The organism is Candidatus Nitrospira nitrificans (assembly GCF_001458775.1).
Taxonomy (GTDB): Bacteria; Nitrospirota; Nitrospiria; order Nitrospirales; family Nitrospiraceae; genus Nitrospira_D; species Nitrospira_D nitrificans.
The window spans coordinates 13058-35857 of the sequence record NZ_CZPZ01000009.1 but is presented as its reverse complement, the minus strand read 5'-3'; the positions used below and the strand labels follow the sequence as shown (position 1 = coordinate 35857).

The 22800-nt window shown below is 53.4% G+C and carries 20 protein-coding genes and 3 tRNA genes; 11 read left to right on the top strand and 12 right to left on the bottom strand.

Annotated elements, in window-relative coordinates; all coding sequences use genetic code 11:
* Positions 1 to 277: 277 nt before the first annotated feature.
* The 6 genes from COMA2_RS06770 to COMA2_RS06745 all read left to right on the top strand — a co-directional run bounded on the left by COMA2_RS06770 (position 278) and on the right by COMA2_RS06745 (position 7617).
* Positions 278 to 547, top strand: coding sequence for a hypothetical protein (locus COMA2_RS06770; RefSeq protein WP_090895809.1), 270 nt, complete (start codon positions 278 to 280; stop codon positions 545 to 547).
* Entirely contained in the window at positions 544 to 2370 is a 1827-nt protein-coding gene (locus COMA2_RS06765) for a type IV secretion system DNA-binding domain-containing protein (RefSeq protein WP_090895807.1), read from the top strand. Before COMA2_RS06770 ends, COMA2_RS06765 begins: the two co-directional genes overlap by 4 nt.
* The gene (mobF, locus tag COMA2_RS06760; RefSeq protein ID WP_090895805.1) at positions 2367 to 5036 is read left to right on the top strand and encodes a MobF family relaxase; all 2670 of its coding nucleotides are present in this window, start codon (positions 2367 to 2369) and stop codon (positions 5034 to 5036) included. The genes COMA2_RS06765 and mobF overlap by 4 nt, the downstream gene beginning before the upstream one ends.
* A 228-nt stretch (positions 5037 to 5264) precedes the next feature.
* On the top strand, positions 5265 to 5843 hold the full coding sequence (locus tag COMA2_RS06755; protein ID WP_090895803.1) for a HEAT repeat domain-containing protein: 579 nt from the start codon (positions 5265 to 5267) through the stop codon (positions 5841 to 5843).
* A gap of 231 nt (positions 5844 to 6074) precedes the next feature.
* Positions 6075 to 7265 (top strand): helix-turn-helix domain-containing protein, encoded by a 1191-nt coding sequence (locus COMA2_RS06750; RefSeq protein ID WP_139077150.1) that lies wholly within the window; start codon positions 6075 to 6077, stop codon positions 7263 to 7265.
* Positions 7255 to 7617: a type II toxin-antitoxin system PemK/MazF family toxin gene (locus COMA2_RS06745; RefSeq protein ID WP_090895799.1), complete on the top strand. Its 363-nt coding sequence runs from the start codon at positions 7255 to 7257 to the stop codon at positions 7615 to 7617. The genes COMA2_RS06750 and COMA2_RS06745 overlap by 11 nt, the downstream gene beginning before the upstream one ends.
* A 435-nt stretch (positions 7618 to 8052) precedes the next feature.
* Here COMA2_RS06745 and COMA2_RS06740 read toward each other — a convergent pair whose 3' ends face one another.
* Positions 8053 to 9174, bottom strand: coding sequence for an endonuclease/exonuclease/phosphatase family protein (locus COMA2_RS06740; protein WP_090895796.1), 1122 nt, complete (start codon positions 9172 to 9174; stop codon positions 8053 to 8055).
* Positions 9175 to 9535: 361 nt separating this feature from the next.
* Between COMA2_RS06740 and COMA2_RS06735 the strand changes: the two genes are divergently transcribed.
* The gene (locus COMA2_RS06735) at positions 9536 to 10522 is read left to right on the top strand and encodes an LOG family protein (RefSeq protein WP_139077148.1); all 987 of its coding nucleotides are present in this window, start codon (positions 9536 to 9538) and stop codon (positions 10520 to 10522) included.
* 47 nt (positions 10523 to 10569) lie between these two features.
* On the opposite strand, the gene COMA2_RS06730 is transcribed toward COMA2_RS06735, so the two are convergent.
* From COMA2_RS06730 to COMA2_RS06700, 7 genes are all read right to left on the bottom strand, one after another.
* Positions 10570 to 10770 (bottom strand): hypothetical protein, encoded by a 201-nt coding sequence (locus COMA2_RS06730; RefSeq protein ID WP_090895793.1) that lies wholly within the window; start codon positions 10768 to 10770, stop codon positions 10570 to 10572.
* The gene (locus COMA2_RS06725) at positions 10770 to 11852 is read right to left on the bottom strand and encodes a P-loop NTPase family protein (protein ID WP_139077146.1); all 1083 of its coding nucleotides are present in this window, start codon (positions 11850 to 11852) and stop codon (positions 10770 to 10772) included. The genes COMA2_RS06730 and COMA2_RS06725 overlap by 1 nt, the downstream gene beginning before the upstream one ends.
* A 39-nt stretch (positions 11853 to 11891) precedes the next feature.
* Positions 11892 to 12293 carry a CPBP family glutamic-type intramembrane protease gene (locus COMA2_RS21280; RefSeq protein ID WP_407919009.1) on the bottom strand — a complete coding sequence of 134 codons (402 nt, stop codon included), beginning with the start codon at positions 12291 to 12293 and terminating at the stop codon, positions 11892 to 11894.
* Between the two features lie 722 nt (positions 12294 to 13015).
* Positions 13016 to 13091, bottom strand: a tRNA-Lys gene (locus tag COMA2_RS06715).
* Positions 13092 to 13133: 42 nt separating this feature from the next.
* Positions 13134 to 13210: transfer RNA gene (locus tag COMA2_RS06710), tRNA-Arg, on the bottom strand.
* A gap of 274 nt (positions 13211 to 13484) precedes the next feature.
* The gene (locus tag COMA2_RS06705; RefSeq protein WP_090895787.1) at positions 13485 to 14090 is read right to left on the bottom strand and encodes a YkgJ family cysteine cluster protein; all 606 of its coding nucleotides are present in this window, start codon (positions 14088 to 14090) and stop codon (positions 13485 to 13487) included.
* A 17-nt stretch (positions 14091 to 14107) separates the two neighbouring features.
* Positions 14108 to 14668, bottom strand: a complete 561-nt coding sequence (locus COMA2_RS06700; RefSeq protein ID WP_090895785.1) for a hypothetical protein — start codon at positions 14666 to 14668, stop codon at positions 14108 to 14110.
* 292 nt (positions 14669 to 14960) lie between these two features.
* Here COMA2_RS06700 and COMA2_RS06695 point away from each other — a divergent pair, with 292 nt between their 5' ends.
* Positions 14961 to 15248, top strand: coding sequence for an HU family DNA-binding protein (locus COMA2_RS06695; protein ID WP_090895784.1), 288 nt, complete (start codon positions 14961 to 14963; stop codon positions 15246 to 15248).
* A 137-nt stretch (positions 15249 to 15385) separates the two neighbouring features.
* Here COMA2_RS06695 and COMA2_RS06690 read toward each other — a convergent pair whose 3' ends face one another.
* Positions 15386 to 15661, bottom strand: coding sequence for a MoaD/ThiS family protein (locus COMA2_RS06690; protein WP_090895782.1), 276 nt, complete (start codon positions 15659 to 15661; stop codon positions 15386 to 15388).
* 90 nt (positions 15662 to 15751) lie between these two features.
* Between COMA2_RS06690 and COMA2_RS06685 the strand changes: the two genes are divergently transcribed.
* The 3 genes from COMA2_RS06685 to COMA2_RS06675 all read left to right on the top strand — a co-directional run bounded on the left by COMA2_RS06685 (position 15752) and on the right by COMA2_RS06675 (position 16978).
* Complete coding sequence (locus COMA2_RS06685; protein ID WP_090895780.1) at positions 15752 to 16177, top strand: hypothetical protein; 426 nt, start codon at positions 15752 to 15754, stop codon at positions 16175 to 16177.
* 13 nt (positions 16178 to 16190) lie between these two features.
* A complete protein-coding gene (gene rfbC / locus COMA2_RS06680; protein ID WP_090895778.1) occupies positions 16191 to 16751 on the top strand; it encodes a dTDP-4-dehydrorhamnose 3,5-epimerase in 561 nt (186 codons plus the stop codon).
* A gap of 149 nt (positions 16752 to 16900) precedes the next feature.
* Positions 16901 to 16978, top strand: a tRNA-Glu gene (locus COMA2_RS06675).
* A 496-nt stretch (positions 16979 to 17474) separates the two neighbouring features.
* On the opposite strand, the gene COMA2_RS06670 is transcribed toward COMA2_RS06675, so the two are convergent.
* From COMA2_RS06670 to COMA2_RS06660, 3 genes are all read right to left on the bottom strand, one after another.
* A complete protein-coding gene (locus COMA2_RS06670) occupies positions 17475 to 18146 on the bottom strand; it encodes a hypothetical protein (RefSeq protein ID WP_090895776.1) in 672 nt (223 codons plus the stop codon).
* Positions 18147 to 19238: 1092 nt separating this feature from the next.
* A complete protein-coding gene (locus COMA2_RS06665) occupies positions 19239 to 20834 on the bottom strand; it encodes an alpha-amylase family glycosyl hydrolase (RefSeq protein WP_090895913.1) in 1596 nt (531 codons plus the stop codon).
* A 28-nt stretch (positions 20835 to 20862) separates the two neighbouring features.
* Positions 20863 to 22383: an alpha-amylase family protein gene (locus COMA2_RS06660; RefSeq protein WP_217490654.1), complete on the bottom strand. Its 1521-nt coding sequence runs from the start codon at positions 22381 to 22383 to the stop codon at positions 20863 to 20865.
* Between the last annotated feature and the right edge of the window lie 417 nt (positions 22384 to 22800).

Genomic DNA, 22800 nt, shown 5'->3' with positions numbered 1-22800 from the left:
ACGCGCTCTTCGCCCTTAACAGATAGATAAAGAGCGTTTTTGCATACACACACTACACAGGCCCTTACGGGCTTGTAAACGGAGGGATGCTGGCCACTAAGACATGACGGGATCTGGGCCGAAGGCAATGGCTTTCGGCTCAGTCTCTCGCAGGGCGTGGCCGTGGCCACGATGGCCTGAGTCTAGGAGCAGGAGCCAAGGCCAGCGCGAGCTAGAAGCCCAATAACTGCCAGGGTTTTAGATGGTCAGCATCCCCGGCCAAGGAAGGAGAATGACGATGGGACGATACCGCATTTCTATCGAACATAAATTAGATGCTTTGATGCGTCAGCGTGCTGGGCAGCGAGGCATATCTGCGAATAGTTTCTTATGTTTGCTCATTGAGCGCGGGCTGCTGTTTGAACCCATGCAGGCGAGCGTGTCGGATCGCAGGGACAGAGTCGTGCTGTACGAAACCAGAAATCTTATTAAGCAGCTGGTTGAGGCTCGTGATTCGAATGCAGCAAAAGCCGCACGCATCGTAGCGGAGCGAGAGGTGGGATCATGAACATCACTGCAAGTGAAGCATTTGATAGCCTGGGTGCGAAAGTGCGTATGTGGATCCGCATGGTCGTCATGACGATCACCATGACGGGACTCTTCTTTCACCTGCCAACCACGTGGTTTCTGATTCAAGCACGTCAGGTGCACACCGAAGCATTCTCATATCTGCCGGTGTACGCATGGGCTTGGTTCATTGGTGGATTGCCTGTCCCTGGCTTGGTTGTGTCAGCGCAACTTCCTGGGAAAGAGCGAGCGATGTATGACGCGCGTAAGCTCAAGGAATGGCTTGGAGCGTGGCTCACGGAGACAACTGATCAGGTGATCGAGTGTGTGGAGGATGGATCATGGGTGTATGCATTGATGATCCCAGCATTTGTATTTTACCGGTATCGAGCGAGCTCTATGACGGCCACAACCTGGCGTCGTGGGAGTCGACGTGTTTCACCTTGGAAGCTCAAGGTGACACTTGCGCTAAAAGAGGGTGACGGAGACTTGGCCATTGGGCCCATTTCTATCCCTCGGAGCCGTGAGTCAGAGCACGGAGTCGTTATTGGCGCTCCAGGTGTCGGGAAGACAACGCTCGTGCACCAGCTGCTCGAACGCATCAGGGGAAGGAGGGAACGTGCCGTGGTGCATGATAGTAAGCTCGATCTTGCCGTGAAATGGTGGCGGCCGGGCGATGTTGTATTATGCCCGGCTTTGGGCGCTGGTGTCGCGTGGACCCTCGCCAACGATATTCCCACCATCACGCATGCCATAAGTGCAAGCCAGAGTCTTATTCCAGACGATGCCAGCAAGGGGACGGACACATTCTTTAATGCTGCCGCACGCCAAGTCTTGTATGCCACGATGGTCGTGTTGCGCATGCAGGGGAAGGCGTCCAATAGAGATCTGATCGCAGCCCTGCGACTACCTCCCGATCAACTCGCTGACCTGCTCGAGTCCCATGATCTGGCGGCTGATGCCGCGCGGCATCTGCGAGGTGAAGATCGGGGCATGACGAAAAGTATCCTGGCTTCGCTGACCAGATATGCCATGGCTTTAGGTTGGCAAACCGACGGCGCCTTTTCATTCCGGGAGTGGGTGCAGCAAGGGAGCGGGTGGATTTGGATCATCAACCCACCATCTGTTCGAACCCAGCTGTCGCCTCTCCTGGCCCTGGCGGTGGATTTCATCGCTATGCATCTCCTGGAAATGCCGGATAATCCAAATAGACGGATCTTTTTCATGCTCGATGAGGCCGGGTCGCTTGGGTACCTTTCGAGTCTGATCGACCTGACCGAGCGAGGCAGGTCGAAGGGCGCGAGTGTGTGGCTGACCATCCAAGGCATCAATTCGCTCAGTGCGTACCAGCAAGATGATCGAGATCGCCTTATAGCGAGTTGCGCAACGAAGGTTCTGTTCAGGGCTGGATCAGTGGCAAGTGCTGAGTACCTTGAGCGTTTGGTAGGCAAGACTCAGGTCGAGGACTCCAACACGACTATGACAATGGGAACGCATGCCATGCGGGACTCGACAGGGTTGTCTCGTGTGAGCCGAATTGAGCCACTCATTCTCGCGAGTGAGCTCATGAACCTGCCCCGGTTCTCGTGTCTGCTCAAAATGGCGGACCATCCTGTCACACAGGTGCAATTGGCAAAGGTGTGGCCAGGAACAGATCGTAATCAATCTCTCTACAACTTCCGTCCTGATCTTGTGTTTCCTCCCGCTGCCTGGAACGAGCAACCTGTTGGCTCGGGTGGCATCAAAGGTGAAGGGGGAGGGATCGCGGGCCTTGCGCAAGAGCTCATGCCGGATCGAAACCTGCCAAAGGAAGGTGCAGCATGATGAGTATGACGCTGCTCAAAAATGCCAAAGCCGCTGCCACTTATCATGCTCGAGACGAGCGGGTTAGTTATTACTCAGAACCCTCTCAGCAACAGGACGGACCATTCGAATTGTCCGGGAAGCTCGCCCAGCGTCTGGATATCGAAGGGCCGACTGATTATGAGCAGCTCTACGAGCTATTCGATGGCCAACTCCCTGACGGTCAACGGATCGCCAGAGGGCCGGATGGGACTCACCGTAGTGGGATTGACCTCACCTACTCAGCCCCCAAGTCGTTCTCAATTATCGATGAGGTTGGAGGGGATAAACGACTAGACGGTGCTCTCAGTGATTCTATAGCGCCTGCGATTCGGTACATGGAGGAATACACGGCTGCTGCTCGAATCACGGAAGATGGAGAAGTGAGCAAGGAAGCGACGGGAAATCTGCTCATTGGCAGGGCGATGCATCACACTTCTCGTGCGAATGATCCGCACACACATGAACATGTGGTGGTGTTTGGGCTGACTCAGCGGCAGGACGGCAAGATCGTTGCCCTATCAAATGACCTTCTATTCCAACACAGGTCTACCATATCGGCGATTCAGAATGCGGAGCTCGCGTTGATGACCAGGCAGCTCGGGTACGAAGTTGAGCGCACACATAGCGATGGCAGGTGGGAGGTGCGCGGGGTTTCCCAGGAGGTGATCAAGGAGTTCAGTCAACGCCGGCAGGTGATCGAGCAGGTAATGGAGGAACGTGGTCTTTCCGGACCGCAAGACGCCGAACGTGTGACGTTACTGACCCGGCAAGCAAAGTCTGTTGTTGACTACAGGGAGCTCTCCCAGGAGTGGCAGGAGCGTGCGCAGGCTCATGGATTGGACCTTGAGCGTATGGTGCTAACGGCTGTGGAGCGTACGGGCTCGGTTGAGCTCTCACCGGTAGAGTTGAGAGAGTCAGCTAGGCAGGGGAGTGAATGGGCCATTGAGCATCTGACTGAACGGCAAACCGTGATTGAAGGGAAGGACATCATCCGGCATGCCTTAGAGCAGGAAGTAGGGAAGACCTCATTCCTGTATGTCCGGGAGGCCATCTCTGAGCTCGAGAAGACGGGGGAGTTGGTCCTTGTAGGAAAGAGTCAGTACACAACTCTGGAAGCGCTTCAGCGAGAGTATGAGGTGCTCGCTCGCATGGAAAATGGGAAAGGTGTTTCAGAGCCGATCCTGAAGGAAGGTGAGGTATTGGCGGTATCTCGCTGGTCTAGCCTCACGCCCGGACAGCAGGATGCCGTTGTGCATGTGATGACGAGCCGCGATCAGATCCTTGGCATTGAAGGATTTGCTGGTGTTGGTAAGACAACGGTGATGCGGGAGATTCATGATCTGGCAGGCGAGCGCGGCATCACTATCCGAGGGCTGGCAGTCACAGCATCGGCGGCGAATACGTTAGCGGAGGAAGCCGGCATTCAGAGTCGGACTGTTGCGAGTTTTCTCGCTGAGGGGCATGGTCGATCCGCAGAAAATGAGAAAACAATTTATATAGCTGATGAGAGCTCATTGATTGGCATGCGTCAGGGGTTGGATCTTATTCAGAAGGTGCAGGATGAAGGGGCAAGATTGGTCCTAGTTGGCGATCGTGCCCAGCTGAGTTCAATTGAGGCGGGCCAGTTTCATGCGACTTTAGTGGATCGGGGGATGAGCACGGTAGAGATGCGCGACATTGTTCGCCAGACAAATTCGGATCTGAGAGAGACGGTGCAGTTAGCAGCTGAAGGGCAGGTCCGCGTTGCTCTTGAACGGTTAGAAGAGAACGGGCGTGTTGTCGAACTAGCGGATAGAGCGGAAAGGCTCGGAGCTGTGGCGAGTGAATATATTGCCCGTGGTGAGGAAGGACGAGGGCGTACGCTTGTACTTACCGGGACGAGGGCAGATCGAGCAGAGCTCAACCAGCTGATCCGAACTGGGCTAAAAGAAGAGGGAACAATTCGGGGCCAGAAAATCAATGCCGAGGTGCTTGTCCAAAAGAGTTTCACCAAGGCGCAAAGTCGTGATGCAGGCCAATATCAGGCTGGTGACATGGTGAAGTTCCAGAAAACCTATCCCAGCTTAGGGGTTGAGGCACACGAATATGGCCGAGTAGTCCAGGCTGATGTATCTGCTGGCATGGTCGAATTAAAGATGGAATCAGGTGGGAGAGTGGTGCAATGGCAGCCTGATCGAGTTGCGAAGGTCGAGGTATACAGCCTGGAAGGTCGGGAAATTCAAGAAGGGGATCAAATCCGATGGACACGGAATCTCTCAGATCTAGGGCGGCGAAACGGAGAAAGCGCACAAGTACTTTCGGTTGATCCAGACTCAAGGACTGCCATCATCTCTATCCAGGGTGAAGAGCAAACTCTCGATCTTCGCACTGGCACACATTGGGATCATTCATATGCCACCACAGTTCATAGTGCTCAAGGCAAGACCGCTGAGCATGTGATTTACCATGTAACCGCAGAGTCAGCCGTCACGAGTGCGGAAGCTTTTTACGTCAGCGTGAGTCGTGCTCGGGAGTCAGCAATGATTTTTACAGATGACCGGGAGGGGCTGCGTGATGCCGTCCAACAGACAAAGGGGCACGAGAGTGCAATGGAAGCTGTTGAGCCGGCAGCAGGGAAGTGGCGCACAACAGGTCATGAACGGTAAGAAGTAAACACATGATGTGTAAATTGGTGGTTAGGCGCAGAACGTTGTCGCGTATGCTCGGGATTTATTCACGGTCTAATCCCTAATCGGCTCTGCCGGTATTGTCAACAAGACGACCAGGTTCCATTCCTTGGTAACATATTGAAAACACACGTCGAAATAGCAGCCTCGTATAACCCTTATAGGGATGGAATCTCCCATCTTCTTAACATAACTTGGAGGTGAAGCATGAAGAAGGTTCCCCATCGTCCGGTGCTCAACTGGTTCTATCTCAAGTTTCTGAAGAGCTATGTGGGGGCTGAATTGGTTCCCCTCACGTGGACTCAGCTTGTGAACATGGTGCTCATTCGCGTTGCCTGTCGCGCGAGTGGCGATCTTCCCGAGATTATCGATAGCCTGTTCTGGACCACCATGGATGAAAACTACAAAATCCAACTGGTCTCCTGGCACAGCCGCGGATATTTGGATATCCCCGCGCTAGTTGAGTGTCCTCAGCCCAACTATCTGATACAGGGGCATCCACTTAACCGGTCAGCTCTTGAGCGGTTTCCTGAGCCTGAGATTCGGAGAGCGGTGGCGGCAAATCCGAACACGCCGACAGTGGTTCTGGCGGTTTTGGCGTGTGATCCAGACAAAGAGGTTCGCCTGATCGTCGCAAAGTCACAGTTTGCTACTCCGGAGGTTCTCAATTATCTGGCCGCCGATGAATTGCTTGAAGTGCGTCTGGCTGTCGCGGAAAATCCCAAGACGGAATGGAGGGCTTTGCTGAACCTTGCCTTAGTTAAACAACGACGTCCGGCTGCCTAGGCCGAGGGAAATTCTGGGGGAAGTCTTCCCGCAGCGTGGTTTTTCTCCATGCAGCGGGAAGACATCCCCCAGACCCCCTACAGCCCGGCGCCGGCTCACGCCCGCGCCAATTGCTACATGGGGGATACTGTTCAAAAGAAAGCGTGAAAAGGAGTGATTTGATGGGGGCTCAGATGGTTGACAAATTCATATATAATTGTATAGTTTGTCAACCACGTGTACGGCTTATCTATGTCTAGTTCCTCTAACATCGCACTGCGGCTGAAGCGACTACGAATGTCACGAGGCCTTTCGCTGGATGCACTCGTTGCGTCCATGGGGCATGTTGTCACGAAGCAGGCGCTTTCAAAATATGAGTGTGGGAAGGCTAGCCCGTCTCCCATCGTACTGAACAAGCTTGCCGACACCTTTAAGGTTAAGGCGTCTTATTTTCTGAAAGAGCCTCAAGTCACTGTTAAGTTCATCGGCTATAGAAAGGCTTCGACTTTACCCAAGAAAGATCAGGGAAGAATTGAGAGCATTGTGACGGAGGTCTTGGAGGATAGAGTGAGTCTTCAGGCCATGACAGGATGGCCGAACGGGAATCATCTGCCGATCCACGCACATCGCATTTCAAAGATAGAAGATACTGAGAAGGCTGCTGAAGAATTACGTACGAATTGGAAGCTTGGGCAGGATCCAATTTCAAGCATGGTTGGTATGCTCGAAGATCATCACATTCATGTCATCGAGATTGATGCCATTGACAAGTTTGATGGCATTTGCGCCGTGGCGGTCGATGAAGCCACCCAGACTCAAGCAGCGGGGCTCGTCACGTCCAAAGGCGTGTCTGGAGAGCGACAGCGACTAAGTCTTGCACATGAATTAGGCCATCTTGTCTTAAAGATAGGGCATAACCTTGATGAGGAAAAAGCAGCATTTCGGTTCGGGGCAGCTTTCCTTGCTCCCGCACAAGTAGTCTATCGAGAGATTGGCACTAAGCGGGAAACCATTCTTAGTGAAGAACTGCTGCTATTTAAGAAGCGATTTGGAATGAGTGTGCAAGCTCTTGTTCGACGACTGTTCGATTTGGACATCATCTCAGAGGGATACTACAGGCATTGGATGATGCTCATAAACCGATTGAGATGGAAACGGAAAGAGCCGAGTGAATTGGAACCTGAACAATCACAATGGCTTCGGCAAACAGCGCTTCGAGCCTATGCTGAGGGACTGATTACCCGTGAAGAAGTCGAAAGGTTGCTTGGCGAGCCTCTTGATGTCGAGGAGCCGCTCACCCTTATTGAACGACGAGCCTTCATGAAGTTGCCACTTGAAGAGCGCAGGCGGATTCTGTCTGAACAGGCAGATAAACTGAAGTCACACTATTGGGAGGGAGCAGACAGAGGCGATCTCCAAAGTGGAGACTTCGTTGAGTACTAACCCACCATCCCCTAAGCGCGGCGAAATCTGGCTTGTAAACTTAGACCCAACCATGGGTTCTGAGATAAATAAAACACGGCCGGTTGTCGTAGTGAGCTCAGATGCACTGGGCCGTCTTCCTCTCAGGCTGATCGCCCCCATCACCGAATGGAAGGATCATTTCAAGGGAAGCATCTGGCATGTCCGGATTGATCCTGACGGTAGGAACGGCCTCTCAAAGGTTTCCTCTATCGACACCTTACAACTCAGGGGAATAGATCTCTCACGGCTTGTTAAAAAACTGGGGACTGTGCCGTCGACGGTGATGGAAGAGCTTGTTGCTGCTGTCGCAGCAGTTGTGGAGTATCAGTAAAGCTTCATGAGACCTGCGTCCTCTTCTTGCTTCTTGGGCAGATAAAATTTTTTTGCAGATCTTAGTCTCGTGGTTTTTCCCTAAATTGACCGGTCAGATTTGCATCTTGTCGTCTTGATGGAGCAGGGAGCCCGTTTCGGCTTTGAAAGATATTTGGCTATAGTTCTCAACGCAAGCCGGGTTTAGAAGATTCTCTTTCAGCGTTGGAGGTTCCCAAGTAAGAGAAAATCGCAGGCAGGTGCAAGAAAGATTTTTCGGCCTGTCCGTCTACACGGTGTCTACTTGATGGAGGAACTTACATTATCGAGCCGCGGGTCGTCCATGCGCGCCGTTAAGGCCGAGCGGTCGGGGCATTCACGATATGTTCGGCATCAGTAATTCGTCCCTACTAATTCGCCCTTCCTTGAAAGACGGGCTGAGGGGGGCGGAAACACTTCAAATAGCTAGATCGACCCATAAGGCGGCATGGTCAGATGCTGCATCCTTCGCGGACTTTATTTCTGGCAGAATAGGCCAGAGCGTGCCGTTCTTTCCTCCCCAAACTCCCCGACGCTCGATCCCAGCTTGTTGCACTGTTGCCCAGAGGGATGGGGAGAGAAGAATATAGTCTAGTTTGCTAGACGCTGTACCGTTGCCATGCGTTCCTGGCCGTCCGTCATTGTGGTAGTTAGGGTGCGCTGCCACGTCTTTCAAATCTGATTCTTCCTTAAGTAGAGGCGCTAGTGGCCCGCTATCGGGGGTATCATTGAAGTCGCCGATAATAGCAATATACTGAAATCCCTCCTGTCTGCGCTGATCATAAATCTTTCGTATCTGCCGAGCCTGGCGCAAACGTTTGGCGTCTGAATCCCCTTGGGTCCCGTACCCTTTGCTCTTCAAGTGGTTGACCAGAACCAGCAAGGTTCTTCCTTCCGACAAACCGAATGTGTACTCTGCGCAGTCTCGGCTGAAAATCGATCCCTCCTGATCCTGATCATCCACGTGACTTCGCATAGAAACTATCGGGAGCTTTGAGCGGCTTATGATGCCTACATCGATACCGCGCTCGTCATTCCCGTCGATAAGCATCACATGGTCGTAGGGCTGGCCTCCAATCTTTTTGACGACGGTGTCATTGAAGGCTTTCAGTCCCGTGCGATCTTCTGCCTCGACTACTCCCAGAATATCCGCATTGAGTAGTCGCACAACTCTAGCCGTGTTTTCCGTGGCCACTTCGGAGATGGGTTCCGTATTGAGCTCAAACCAGCCAATCCAGCTGCTGCGCCCATTGGCGACAATTTGCACCGATTGCCCTTGAGGTTTCTTAAGGAAGTCACCGCGAATGTCTCGGAGTCGGATGTAGGTGCTGTCTTTTTTTTGAGGGGAACTCAGGCCAGGGTACTTCTCCATGATCTTGAGCATTTCTTTCTTGTCGGTGCTTGAGTACACGTCCTGTCCGACGAGGTCTGTGAGTCGAGCGTAATCCTTCAAAATCTTGGACCCGTCTGTCCATTTATTCAGGTTCATAATCTTGGATCGATCAAACAGATTTTCAACGTTGAAGGTTGCCAGTCGCATAAAGGGACTCCCCTGATATGATTCTCAATGCCATGGTGGGGCGTAGTCGTAAGCCATCCGAATGTAAACGTCAAGAGAGGAGTCGCGCACGGATGTTGCGTCTTGATGAGCCTTGCTCAATGTAGAAATGGAAAGCACCGGTCAGCGGCTACAGGTGGTTCCGATCGTGACACGCACCACCGAGGAGTCGATGGTATGCCGTCGAGGGGGCCAACCCAGCTTTCTCGGAAAGGGAGTGGTCTGGTGGCATCTGGCCCTTGCACGTCCAGCGTAGAATTGTTAGGAGATGTACCCGTCGTCCACTTCCTTTATGGATGCCGAGCGAGAAAAGTTGTCCCACGTAACCTATCTGGAGGTCGTGATGCCCCAGTCATCTGTTCTAGTCAATTCTTTGCGAGACAGTCTGTATGACGCGGATGAGCTATATGACAGGTATGATTCGACTGATTTCAGAAGTTATAAGCAGACGTTTGATTTTCGTGTTTATCAAGATTTCGTCTCAAGTGGAAAAATTGAGCGGGCCTCTGGGCGACAGGCCATCGTGCAGAGTCTTCACGATGGTTCCATTATGCAAGCGACTAAGACGTTTACAGTGGGCCAAAAAATCGTGGCTTTTATGGGGGGACATAAGCTCAGCCGTGCTAGCGAGCTTTATCGAGAGGTGGTTCTCATGGCCAAGCATCTCACAGAACGGAAATACCTGGTTGTGACGGGAGGTGGGCCAGGAGCAATGGAGGCAGCACATCTTGGCGCGCTCCTAGCTGACCTCAAGGAGGGGCAGGTGGACAAAGCTATTGAGCGTCTAGCGGTTGAACCTTCCTTACCTCAAAAGCTAGAGCACCTCGTTGATGACAAAGGGAAAGTGAATGAAGATCTGCTCCAGCAGGTTCATCGATGGCTTAGGCCAGCATTAGGCATTGCCCGGGAGTATGAACGGCGAAGCCACAGTTTGGGGATTCCCACATGGCACTATGGCCAAGAGCCCTCTACGCCGTTTGCCAGCCACATCGCAAAATATTTTCAGAACAGCATTCGGGAAGATGGAATGCTCGCGTTGGCCAACTATGGGATCATCTATGTCGAAGGAAGGGCGGGGACCCTGCAGGAGATTTTCCAAGATGCGGCACAGAATTACTATAAGACATTTGGGTTTGCTAGTCCGATGGTCTTTTACAAGAAGAAGCAGTGGCTAGAAGACTTGCCGATTAAGCCACTCCTCGACAAGCTTTTTGATGGTGAGGGTAATGCTCCCCAGCGCGAACTCTTAACCTATGCTGATACTCCGGGTGAGGTTTATGAGGCTGTTGAGCGGTTCTCTCCTCCTCAGACAAAGCAAGGGCAGGCTTAAGCTGATTAAGAGAGGATCTCCCGAGAAATGTGTCCGCAGATAAGGCGCTATGGCTTATTCTTTGTCTTTTTCTGAATTTCTGGTGCCTCTTGAACAATGTAAATTGTTGAAGGAGTAACTCCTTTGAGTTTCACATTGAGGCCCAAAGCTTTTGCTACGGCCAGGTAATTTGTATCATCGACCTTGATGGCCCTAAGGACTTTAACCGTACCCAGCTTTTTCCTAATTGCAGGTGCATCGAAGAGCATTATCGATTTTCCTCTGGATGGTTTGCGCCTGTGAGTTTTCTGATCATGGCGGAAAGAGCCTCATTGTCGGCGTCTGTTGCAAGGTTCAGTGCTGGTATGCCTGTCAGGATCATTGTTCTATTTTTTAGAAGCGTGGTATCGGTGCAGCGTCCGCAAAAAAGATTCACTTGAAGATTGATTGTTTGAAAGAGAGCTTTTAACCCTAAGGCCGCAAGGCAATCTGACGCGGATGATACGTGGAACTGAGGCCCTCCACATTCTCTGAGTGCGGTTAGGAAAAGCGGGACATTGGCACCAATGGGATCACCTCCACATTCGACTATTAACGAACTGCAATTCAATTTTGATATGTAATAAAGGCATCCCAGGAACCTGCTCTTTATTAAGTCACCATCAGAGGGAGCATAATAAGTCGTCGCTAACCCGAAATCAATGGGATCGATTACGCGAGATGCACCAGCATCTGCATAGATTTCACGTTCAATCATGGACGCTGTGCCTGTAGCTTTTAGCGCCGTCACACTATGACCTTCCCGAATGAGACGGCGCATTATATTAATTGCAGCTGTTGTCTTCCCGGCCTCAGCCGACGAGCCAGTTATTAGGATGGTTAACGGAAGTTGGGTTGGTCCACCATACTCCAATGGCGTAAGTGCATAATCCGAGATATTTACAGTGAGGTAGTTATCCCTGATTGCTACCCCGAGGACGCTTACGCGAGTTTCGTACTCTTGATGGTCGCAGGCCGTTTCTGTCAGTTCTCCTATTATTCCTTGAACGCTAAGTATGGATAGCTGCCGGCCCGCTTTGTAAACATCATCTTCTGGAATTTTCCCAACATTCCATCGTGTCGATTCTCTATTGGCAACTGTTGTTAACAGAATGTCCCCTGGGAACAGAGACTGTAGGCGTCCTGATGTATCCTCAATGACCGAATGAGGGAATGCGGCCACTTCAACTCGACATACAACAACATCTCCGGCGCGTGGCATCCGTTGTTCAAATCTGCCAACTTCATCGCGCCGAATAGTGCGTAGACACGAGGCCCATTTTGCTGTTTTTGACCAATTACTTTGGACCATCTGGGAATAGCCTTTGTTGAGGGTGTGCCCCTAATCGTCTTACAGTGCAATTGCAATTGTGCCTTCGGTTGTTGTCTTTATTGGAATGGTTCTAATGTAGAACCATGTGGTTATGTTTACCGCTGTGTGAATTGCAATGCATAAGACTAAACTTGCCGACCAAGATAAAGAAAGCTCCATGCATATTGCAAAGAGTAGGGAGGATAATCTCACCCATGTGCCTTTGTGGGAAAGTGAAAAGGCAATCACGGATATGTAAGGAGATGCAAAAGGGCTAATTAGTCCCCTGTAGAGGGTTTCCTCAAGGATTGCGACGAATACCGTGCCATGCAATTGATGGTCGCTGAGTCGAAGATTGACAAAATAGCTAATCACCGCTTCAGAGTAGCGGGACCCATGAAGCTGCCGAATATATTCGAGGCATTTCCAGGTGCAGGTCATTGCGGATAGCACAAGGATCCACTTATCCCATTCCAACATTGAGTGATATCCGAGGGGGGCGCTTTCAGGCTGTATCCATAGGTAGATTGGCGCACTCAAAGCGAGACATATTTGCAATGCTATCAATCCAAACCGCAAGCGAAGATCGGTGCTGTCCAGCAAGTACATCTGAAATCTTGCCTCATTGCTATGTGAGTAGTTGCAGTTTGCTCCTACGTACTCTATTAACCTTCGGCTCATAGCCTGGAGTGGTTAGAAATGCGTGTCTGGTCCTGTGACCACTATGTAGGGTGGGTTACCTGTACTCTGGTGGGGCCGCCAAAGTTCTATAAAATCTGCACTCCCGCTAGAGCGTAGAATAGATTTCTGCTGTGGAACTAGTACCGCATCTTGTCACCAAAGGATTGGAAATGTCCATGGAGACCCGGCACGATACAGCACGGTGAGAGTTTCCTAAAAGCTCGAAAAAGTCGCCAGGTAATCTGAAGTCTAATTAGCTTATAAGCATCTGTCTGCAGCAGTTTTCTGCCAGTCTTGTCGTCTATAGAAAATTGGTGACGAAAACTTTCATGGTGTACAGCTCTTGAAAAAGCTCCTTTTGAGCTTCGGCAGAGTTAAAAGCAAAAAACCTCGAAGAGCAAAAAGTATTTGCTTCCGATCCGTCTACACAGCGTCTACACCGATCGGATGCGGGCAGGAATGTGGTTGTAAGTGGTTGATTTTGGTGGGCCGTGTAGGGGTCGAACCTACGGCCCGCTGATTAAGAGTCAGCTGCTCTACCAACTGAGCTAACGGCCCCACCGGGTATTGAATTGTCGATGCCGAGAACAAAACGCGGTTTGGTGCGCCTGACAGGATTTGAACCTGTGGCCCTCAGCTCCGGAGGCTGATGCTCTATCCAGCTGAGCTACAGGCGCTCCCTCAACCAAGGACGGTCACCTTAGCACAGCGGGAAATATGCTGTCTACCGCGCAGTGGTCATGAGCCATTCTGGCGCAATCATGGGCTCGCCGCTGCGACGGGCTGGCGTGCGGCGCAGCGGACTACCAGCAGGCAGGCTCGCCCCTCGTAGCCTCCACGTACTGTTTCGAGACGCTTCGGTCCTTTGAGGCTCTACATGCCTATCTTGCTGGGCGACTTCGCGATTTGCAACGAATCGTCATGAATAATGTGGCGAGTCGTGTTTGTGCTTCACCACGCTCCGGCATCGGATAAAAACGCATAGGGCAGAAACAGTTCTTCTCCCTCGGCACCGTCATGGCGGCGCAGCGCTTCAATTTCCTCCGCTTCCATCCCTGCGAGATGATTCTCTTCCTCGCGAATGGTTTTTGAGAGCCGAATCAATGGAACAGCCGTTTGAACGGCACAGGCGCCACTGACACAGCCGCCGTCCTCCGGGGGCACACCCATGGAACGACAGACCAGCGGCCGAAACTGATAGAGGCCACAGCTTCCATTTTGCTCCAAAGCCGGACAAGGCCAGGTATCGAACCGTTCGATGAGTTGTCGGCTCTCCTCCTCCGGCCACTGGTCGATGAAACGATTCGTGTTCAGTTGTGGCGCGGCGGCGGTGAGCGCAGAGACTTGTTCCGCCGCTGTCCGTTCGATCCGCTTCCTGTGCTCATCCGGAAGCGTTCGGAGACCCAACCGAAGTGCTTGTCTGTCGAGAATCGTCACGGGAAACAGACCGATACAACAGTGACTGCAGCCTTGAGTACAGGGGAGAGTGCCTAGGAGGGCGGCGTTCGCACGATGAAACCACCGAGCGGTCTTTTCAAATAGTGGAGACGGCCGCAAGGGATTGCCCTCTTCGCTTAGTCTTCAGCGGCTGCCGACATGTCCACGATGAGATCGCCCTTGGGCGAGTAGAAACCTTGCCTGTCGATTTGAACGATCCCGTTACACTGCTCCTGATAGAACTCAAGGATCCACCCATTGAAATCATAGCCTTCGTCGGTCACATCGCCCTCTGCCATGCGCGTCGTCAGGATAAATCGGCAACGAGTCACATATTCCAGCGCGAGTTGCGCGTCAATGTCGGAGTGCGCGGCGAGAAGATCCAGGAAGATCTTTTTCTCCTGCTCGAAGACATCTCGATAGCTGCCGCGATCACGGACGCAAAAAAGGTGAATCGGTTTCCGTTCACGATGGTAGCCCAATGTCACCTGCACCCAGGCCCATTCCTCAAGGGCTCCTTGCTGGAGATCGGCCGGAACGATGGGGGTTTGCCCGCGCGACTTCAGAAAGTCGATCAGGAGTTGCAGCGGAGGGGAGTTTTCCTTCTGGCAGAAAACCCGAGTATAAAGAATGTCGTCAAGCTGTTCGGGCGCTTGACTATCCGCACCTAAGGGTAATATAGGCAGGTCTTTACCCACGCATTTTCACCATGGTCAAGAGCCGTTTATGCTGAGCGGCGAGGTCCATCCAGCTCTACTCTACCCTTCCATTTGCATCAACCGCAAGGGGTAGTGCATGCATTTCTCCACGCCAGACGTGCGTTTTTCTCGTTGACACGCTTCCTACTCTTGGCTACACTCTCGCGGGTTTTGACGATGTGATCACGAGTACGCGCACCGGCGACCCCAGAATAACCAGGATGTGTTTTCACGAGGCGCGTCAGGAGACATATCGACTCACTGTATCCCTTACCCTCAAGGAGGTTCACGAATGGCAAAATCAATGACGAAATCGCAGATTGCAGATTACCTTGCCGGGAAAGCCGGCATCACGAAGAAAGGGGCGGTTCAGATTCTTGATGATTTCGCGGCCCTGGCCTATCGCGAAGCCAAGAATGTCTTCACGGTGCCCGGTATCGGCAAGCTCAAACTGGCGAACCGCAAGGCGCGCATCGGCCGCAATCCTCAGACCGGTGCGGAAATCAAGATCCCGGCAAAACGCGTGGTCAAGTTCCGTGTAGCCAAGGCCGCTAAGGACGCAATTCTCGGCAAGAAATAAGAAGAATTCCTGTCCCGGCTTTGCTGCAGCGCCAGATCCACTGAGTTGGGGGTCCATCCGCTGCCTCTCACGATACACCCAAGGGTCGAGGCCAAACAGGTCTCGGCCCTTGGCTTTTCTTGCCAATGGGTTATGGGTTAGTGGTGCGATGGTCCAAGTCCACTGCCCCCCATCCCGTCGTGTCCGATCAGACGAATCGCATCCCCATCCTGAACAAGCGAGTCCTCGCTGGCGATCTTCTTATTGATGGTTACCAGCACTTTCTTCTCACGCAGGAGCTGCAGCAGATGCCGAAGCTGAACTCCTTGTCTCTGGATCAGTTGGCGAACCGACATCGATCGATCGATGTCGCATGCCAGATCACACTCTCCATCCACGGTTTGCAATTGTCCGGTCAGTACGATGGTCACCATATCCGTCGTTCCTCATTCATATACACACTCTCAATCTCTCCAGTGGACGAGTGTTGACTCGTCCACCGTCTCTCTTGATAATAGATCAATATGCCGTCTCTCGATGTTCAGAATCCAGGCATGCCCGATCTCCAATTCGTGTTATTTGTGTCGGCACTCTGTACGGCAGATCTGTCGACGATCAATGTCTCGCAAGAACTGCGGCAAACGATTTTTGATCGCTGCTGGGCCCTCATTCACACCGAACCGCCACCCACCACCCCTCACGAACGCGTGCTGGACCTCCGAGGAGGAACGGAACTCACGCTCGACGCCTGCGCTGCCACGATCCGATCCCTCTTCCAGGAGGCAAACATTACGACCTTGGTGTGGGACCATCCGGTGAGCGAGGCTCGCATGACCAGCACCCCTGAAGCCAGTCCGTTGATCGATCGATTGGGACAATTGTATCCCGACCATCCTACGTCCGTCGATCCTCCAGATCATCCACCTCGCAAATCCAACCCGACGCCATGAACGAGGGGATGCCGTGCGTGTGACGCCAATTGCCATTCACGGGGTCCTTTTTCTCGAACCGTCCGTCATTTCGGACTATCGAGGCTGCTTCACGGAAACGTATCATCAGCAGCGCTACGCTGAGGCAGGCATCACCGAGCACTTCGTGCAAGATAACTGCTCACGGTCGGTGCGAAACACGGTCCGCGGTCTGCATTTTCAGGAGCCACAGGCTCAGGGGAAACTCGTCATGGCCCTTGAGGGGACCATCTACGACGTCGTCGTCGATATCCGAAAGGGGTCGCCGACGTTCGGGAAATGGTATGGCATCGAGCTATCGGGTAAAACCCTTTACCAGCTGTACATTCCCCCTGGATGCGCTCATGGTTTTTGTGTCACGAGCGAGACCGCAACGTTTCTCTATAAGTGCACCGCCTATTATTCGCCGAGGAATGAGCGAGGTATTTTGTGGAACGATCCGGCCCTGGGGATCCATTGGCCGATCAGCGAGGCGCTTCTTTCACCGAAAGACCAAGCCTGCCGCCCCCTCAAAGAAATGGAAGCAGAGTTACCATCCTATCAACCTATTCGATAACTCAATCGTCACCCACTACACATCGGGCCTTCTCGTGTAACCATGAGTCTTTCCGTCTTTTCTCTTCGCAGTACCTGCAAAGCAGTCCTAGTGACAGGGCCGGCACGACTGTGGTATGAGTGCCTCTGTTCGTTTATCGATAGTGGCGCGTCCCCATCGTCTAGCCTGGCCTAGGACATTGCCCTTTCAAGGCAGTAACACGGGTTCAAATCCCGTTGGGGACACCATGCACTAGGGAGCATGGATTCTTTCGCGTACCCAAGGAGTGGCAGATAACTGCCTATTCCCCAGATCCGATACCCCCGCCTCTCGCCGTCCTGAACCGTCTCAAACCTGAGCGGACGATCCAACAGGATCTTGAGGAGTTGCCGTGCCCCAGCCACATGGCGCCTCAGCAGTCCCCTCAAGTTAGACAGCCGATCTTTGAGCTCTCGTTTTAACCGAGCCTCGTCCAACGGTCCCACCGTTTCCACCGCCGTGCCGCTTTATGACGGTGCGATCTCGGCGCCGAACCATACTCGGCCGTTCTGCGACCGTCGAAATCAGACCCAAAGCAGAAGTACATGGCGTCATTTGCCCTCATCTGATCGAATATGAGTTATCCCGGCTTCTCCCCAATCCGCTGCCGCTGCCGGTCTCAATGTCTTCAGTGACATCCGGAATTGTTTGGGGCGTTGATGGGGCAGGCATGGGCGGAGGTTCTAGCAGACCTGAGTGTATGGGTTAAGACATGCCTTGTTCGACCAACCCATTCTCGATCGTGAAGCCCATTCGTTCTATAATCCGAGTGAGTAATGTGAAATGGGCGTGCGAGTCAGTCGCAACGGCCAGCTGTTCAGCCGTCGCCAGTTGTATGGTATACACCAGTGAGGCGGAGGTTTTCAGTAGGGCAAGGCCATAGTCGAAGAGATCAGCTTCTCTGCCGATGAGCCGTCGCCGGCTGAGTTGACGGATACCGGCCACCGTAAAGGGAGTCGTCTCGAATGAAACATCCTTCAGACGAACCATCAAGGGCTGTTCGACATGGCCATCTTTGTGACGCCCAGTGATGTCTGTGCCGTCGAACAGGCCGCGTTGGAATCGGCGATTCTCCACCAGTGCGCGATGAAAGAGCTCACGCCAAGTTGAATCTGTTAGATCACGATCCACGGCGATACAGGTGTCCGGCTTGAGCGGTCCGCTGACGTTGTACCCCTGCACCAGTCGCTTGCTTGCCAGGAGGTCGGGGAAGGAATCTCCCATACGGTCGGGAAAGGCCATTGTCCCGCAGAAAAGACTGACTTGTATGGCCATATAGTCCCGGAAATGCACCTGCTGATACCGCTCCAGCAGCCACTGCAAGGTGCGCTCGTGGCACAGATGGAACGGGTAAAATATCACGCCGGATCGTGTCATGCCAGTGATTCAGCATAGCTGCTCTACAACCGTATCGGCAAGCTGTCGTCCCAGGGGCAATGGAACGGAAACTGTTCTATTGCGCCACAGCGATTCTAACCGTTTGCAAATACTGCGCTGACGATCCCTGGAGACAAAACGTACTTTGCGTAACGGGAGCATTCTCAGTTACTGACTGACAGCCCGTGGGCACGTTGGAATGCTTTCATGACTGTTGGGTGGTTTCAGCATTTCCCGCGCCGTTCGTTCCTGATCACCATTGAACATATGGCGGTGTATCGCACCGTCCGTTCCATTGCCCCTCGTAGGAAGGACTCCTGTATGCTGAGGTGAACATGAGTGCGGCAGGATAACAGGTTTATGTGGCAGGCACGACGCCGATGCTATTCGGCGCTGAGGCTGACATCTGAGAGGCACGGTTTCGGATCTGGTCGATAGGAGGAAGGCGTGTGGCGGGATATGACAGCTTCCGTTCTATTGGCCCAGTTATAGCGAACGTTAATGCGACAGGGCTGAGGACCGCTTTGCGGCGGCGCAATCTCCGCGCCGAACTTCCGCTTGTGGCCGAATACCGACGGTTGCTGAATGGGCATTTACTGTCCGCTTTGGATAAGGTGAATTGACCACTTCACCGGGCTCAAATTTCAAGAGCTTAAGGATAGGCAACCCGTAAGGTTTTGTGGAGACTCAGACGTTCTGTGCAATAACCAGTCAGTCATCGTACACCTCTATAGTGATAAGCAAGGCTCTTGGCAGCCTGCGTACGACAAACTCCTCCCTCGGATCCCTCTTCGGTATGATGGCCGTTCATGCTAGGAAATCCGTAGCTTGTAACGTATGCCTCTCAGACGTTCATCTATACGATGGAAAGCCCTGTCCCGCAGGAGCGGTTTTAGCCTCTGGATCAGCTTTGTGTCCGGCTTGAAATTCTCTCTCGTCGGACTGACGCCCCACGCTGATTAGACCCTCTATCCGTTTCTCGCCTTTCTCAGTGAGGCAGTAGGGTGCGCCAGTGCCTTGCGAATCATGGGCACAGCGGGACTATTCCCTCTTGTGGCACTGGTCGTGAGTATCTTGAAGGGGGGACTTCGATCAAATCGTGTAGATCGAAATCAGGCCTTCGTTGGGTTCAAGATAGGCGGGCGAACCCACAACCTTTCCTTCCCTCTCAGGCTGAGTCGACAGAGTCACGCGCCTAAACACAAGCTCGTGAGGAAGACCGGAGATGATCTGGCGATGCGCCGTAAAATTCAATGCCACCAAACACCGGCGGTCGCCTAGACGGCGAAAAAACAGCATGATCTCAGGGGGAGATGAAAGTCGGTGGTAGTCTCCCAACACGAGGACCGGCTCATGGCGCCGGAGATGGATTAGACGATGGTACAGCCGTAGGAGTGACGCAGGGGTCTCGCGCTGCGCGGCCACATTCGTGCTTTCAAAATCCTCCGAAATCGGGAGCCACGGCGTTCCGGTGGTGAAGCCTGCGTGGGGTGATGCATCCCACTGCATGGGAGTGCGCACAGGATCCCGACCCACGCCGAACCCGGGCATGGTGTGTTCCCATGGATCGTGAACACGGTCCCTAGGAATCGGGACGTTGGTCATACCGATTTCATCGCCATAATAAAGGATTGGTGTGCCGCGGAGGGTGAGCAGCAACACCGCCGCAATCCTGGCCTGCTCCTGACCAATCCGCGTGGCGATCCGCGATTTGTCGTGGTTGCCTAATACCCAATTCGGCCATCCCTCTTTGGGGAGGGCTGCCTCGTAGGTATCCACTGCCTTTTCAATCTCATCGGCCCGCCAAGGCAATTCCACAAGCTGGAAGTTGAACGGCAGGTGAAGACCGGTTCCACCTGTCCCGTAATACGTGACGAGACGCTCGATGGGAAGGTAAATTTCACCGATCAACAGACGATCGTCATGGGCATCGACGACACGCCGCATTCCCGCGATGATGTCATGGACCTCGGGCCGGTCAGTCGTATAGGTCGACAGGAAGCGGCGAGAGGGCCACAGCCCTGGGTGATAGTCAGGGTTTGGTGGATTGCTGCGGAGCTGCTCGTCCTTCACCAAGTGCCAGATCACATCCATGCGAAACCCGTCCACGCCACGATTCAACCAGAACCGCATGGCCTGGTGCATCGCTTCTCGGAGCTCCGGGTTACGCCAATTCACGTCCGGCTGCTGCTTCAGATAGGCATGGTAATAGTACTGGCCCGTGGGCGGATCCCACTCCCAGGCGCTGCCACCAAACACACTCATCCAATTATTTGGTGGTCCTCCGTCCGAGGCCGAATCCTGCCAGATGTACCAGTCCCGTTTGACATTGGACCGCGAAGCACGTGATTCCAGGAACCACGGATGTCGATCTGAGGTATGGTTGGGCACAAAATCAAGAATCAGTTTGATCCCGTACCGGTGCAGTGTGTCCAGGAGATCGTCGAAATCACGCCACGTGCCGAAGAGAGGGTCGATCTCGGTGTAGTCCGCGACATCGTAGCCAAAGTCGACCATCGGAGACGGGTAAATGGGAGACAGCCACACCGCATCCACGCCCAACCACGAGAGATAGTCCACCTTGCCGATGATTCCTCGCAAATCGCCGATGCCATCGCCATTGCTATCGGCAAGCGAGCGGGGATAAATCTGATAAATGACACCCCGCTGCCACCAGCGGGTTGGCATCGTCGAGCCGGGGTCCGACGCAGGAGAATCAGAGGGCCACGCGATACCAGCGGTATCCATACGGCTCCAATACCAGCGATGGCGAGTCAGAGTGCTCGTGACCGGTGCTCGAGAAAATCGCCACGCGTTGATCGATCTGTGACGAAGGTAAGGAGAGAGGCTGATCTTTACCGGTCAAATTATGGAGCGCAAGAAGGCGGTCACCGCGACCGATACATTCATGGACGAGGACGGCCGATCCTCCCCCCTCTGCGTTACGATAGATGCCCGATCCCCACGTCGGATAGGCCCTCCGGGCTGCGATGAGCCGTTTCATCCAATTGAGACATGATGCGGGATCAGTCTGTTGATCGCTCACATTGACCTGGTCGTAGCCGAAGGCGCCTCCGTCGATGAGCGGACGGCGGAGACGCTCCCGTGCGGCATCGGAGAATCCCCCGTTCGGCGTCGGTGCCCATTGCATCGCCGTCCGGACTGCGCTACGGCCAGGAAGCGACAAGTCTTCGCCCATGCCGATCTCGTCTCCATACACGACGAGCGGAATGCCGGGCAAGGTGAAGAGAAGACTCATCGCCATTTCACGCTTGCGCCGGTCGTGCACCATCGGAGCCAGCCGCCGGCGAATACCCCGCCCAAAAATTCTCATGTCCTCGTCGGGCGCAAAAGCCTCATAGACCACTTCCCGCTCCCGCTCCGTTAACCGTTCGAGGTCCAGCTCATCGAGGTTACGCAAGAAGTTGATCCATCGGCAGGGCTCGGGGAGTAAAGGGAGTCTTTGTAATGCATGCGTCAACGGTTCGGCCCGTTCTTCGGCGAGCGCCAGAAAGAGGTAATTATCGAGATAAAAATTATACAGCATGTGCAATTCATCGCCGGTGCCGAAGTAAGTCGTCAGCTGATCCGGCTCGACGTCGGCTTCTCCCACTAACACAGTCCCCTGACGACGGCGGTCCGCATACGTGCGGAGCTCCTTCAGAATGTCATGGTCCTCCTTTCCCGGTCCGACCTGGTGAGGACCCGCTTCAATCAGATGCGAGGCGGCATCGATACGGAACCCTGCCACGCCCAAAGACAGCCAAAAGTCCATGATACGCAGGAATTCTTGTCGAACCTCTGGATTAAAGGCGTTCAAGTCGGGTTCGAATCGATAGAACCGATGATAGTAGTACTGTCCCGCCACCTCGTCATACGTCCAGACGGTCATTTCTTGGTCTGGAAAGATCGGGCCATGGCCCGGCTCGGGCGGAGAGGGGGCATCGGCCCAAAAATAATACGAGCGGTAGCGTGACTGCCGATCCCGCCGCGCCGCCTGGAACCACGGGTGTTGATCCGAGGTATGGTCGATGACCAGATCAAGGAGAATGCGGATCCCCAACTCTCCGGCACGGTGCACGCATTCCATGAAGTCGTTCAGACTGCCGACGTCGGCATGAACCTCATAATAGTTAGAGACGTCGTAACCGTTGTCTTTCCCAGGCGATGGGAAAAATGGCAAGAGCCAGAGACACGTGATGCCGAGATCGGCCAGGTAAGGAAGTCGATTGGTCAACCCACGGAAGTCTCCAATGCCATCCCGTTGGAGTCCTGAAACGCGGCAATATCCACGGCATACAATACGGCATTCTCGTGCCACGCCACGGTCATGGCATATCATGCTGGAACATCATACTCCATGCAACCATGGAGAACCCTGGGAACACAATCACAAGCAAATCAGCCTAACATACTTTTAAAATGCCACTGGGCGGCACGTCACAAGTGCGGATGCGGCCGACTTTGCTGATATCATCTGCATCGGTCCTCAGTAGACGGATTTTCTGATCTCGGACCAAAAGATGGTTCTCATTTGCCAATCACCGTCATCGTTCGACCGTTCGTAGGGACACGTTTAATAAACGGTACCTGTTGTTGCAGAGGGCTCAAACGGCCCATGCTTTTAGAGTCCCATCCTCACAAAACATCGAAC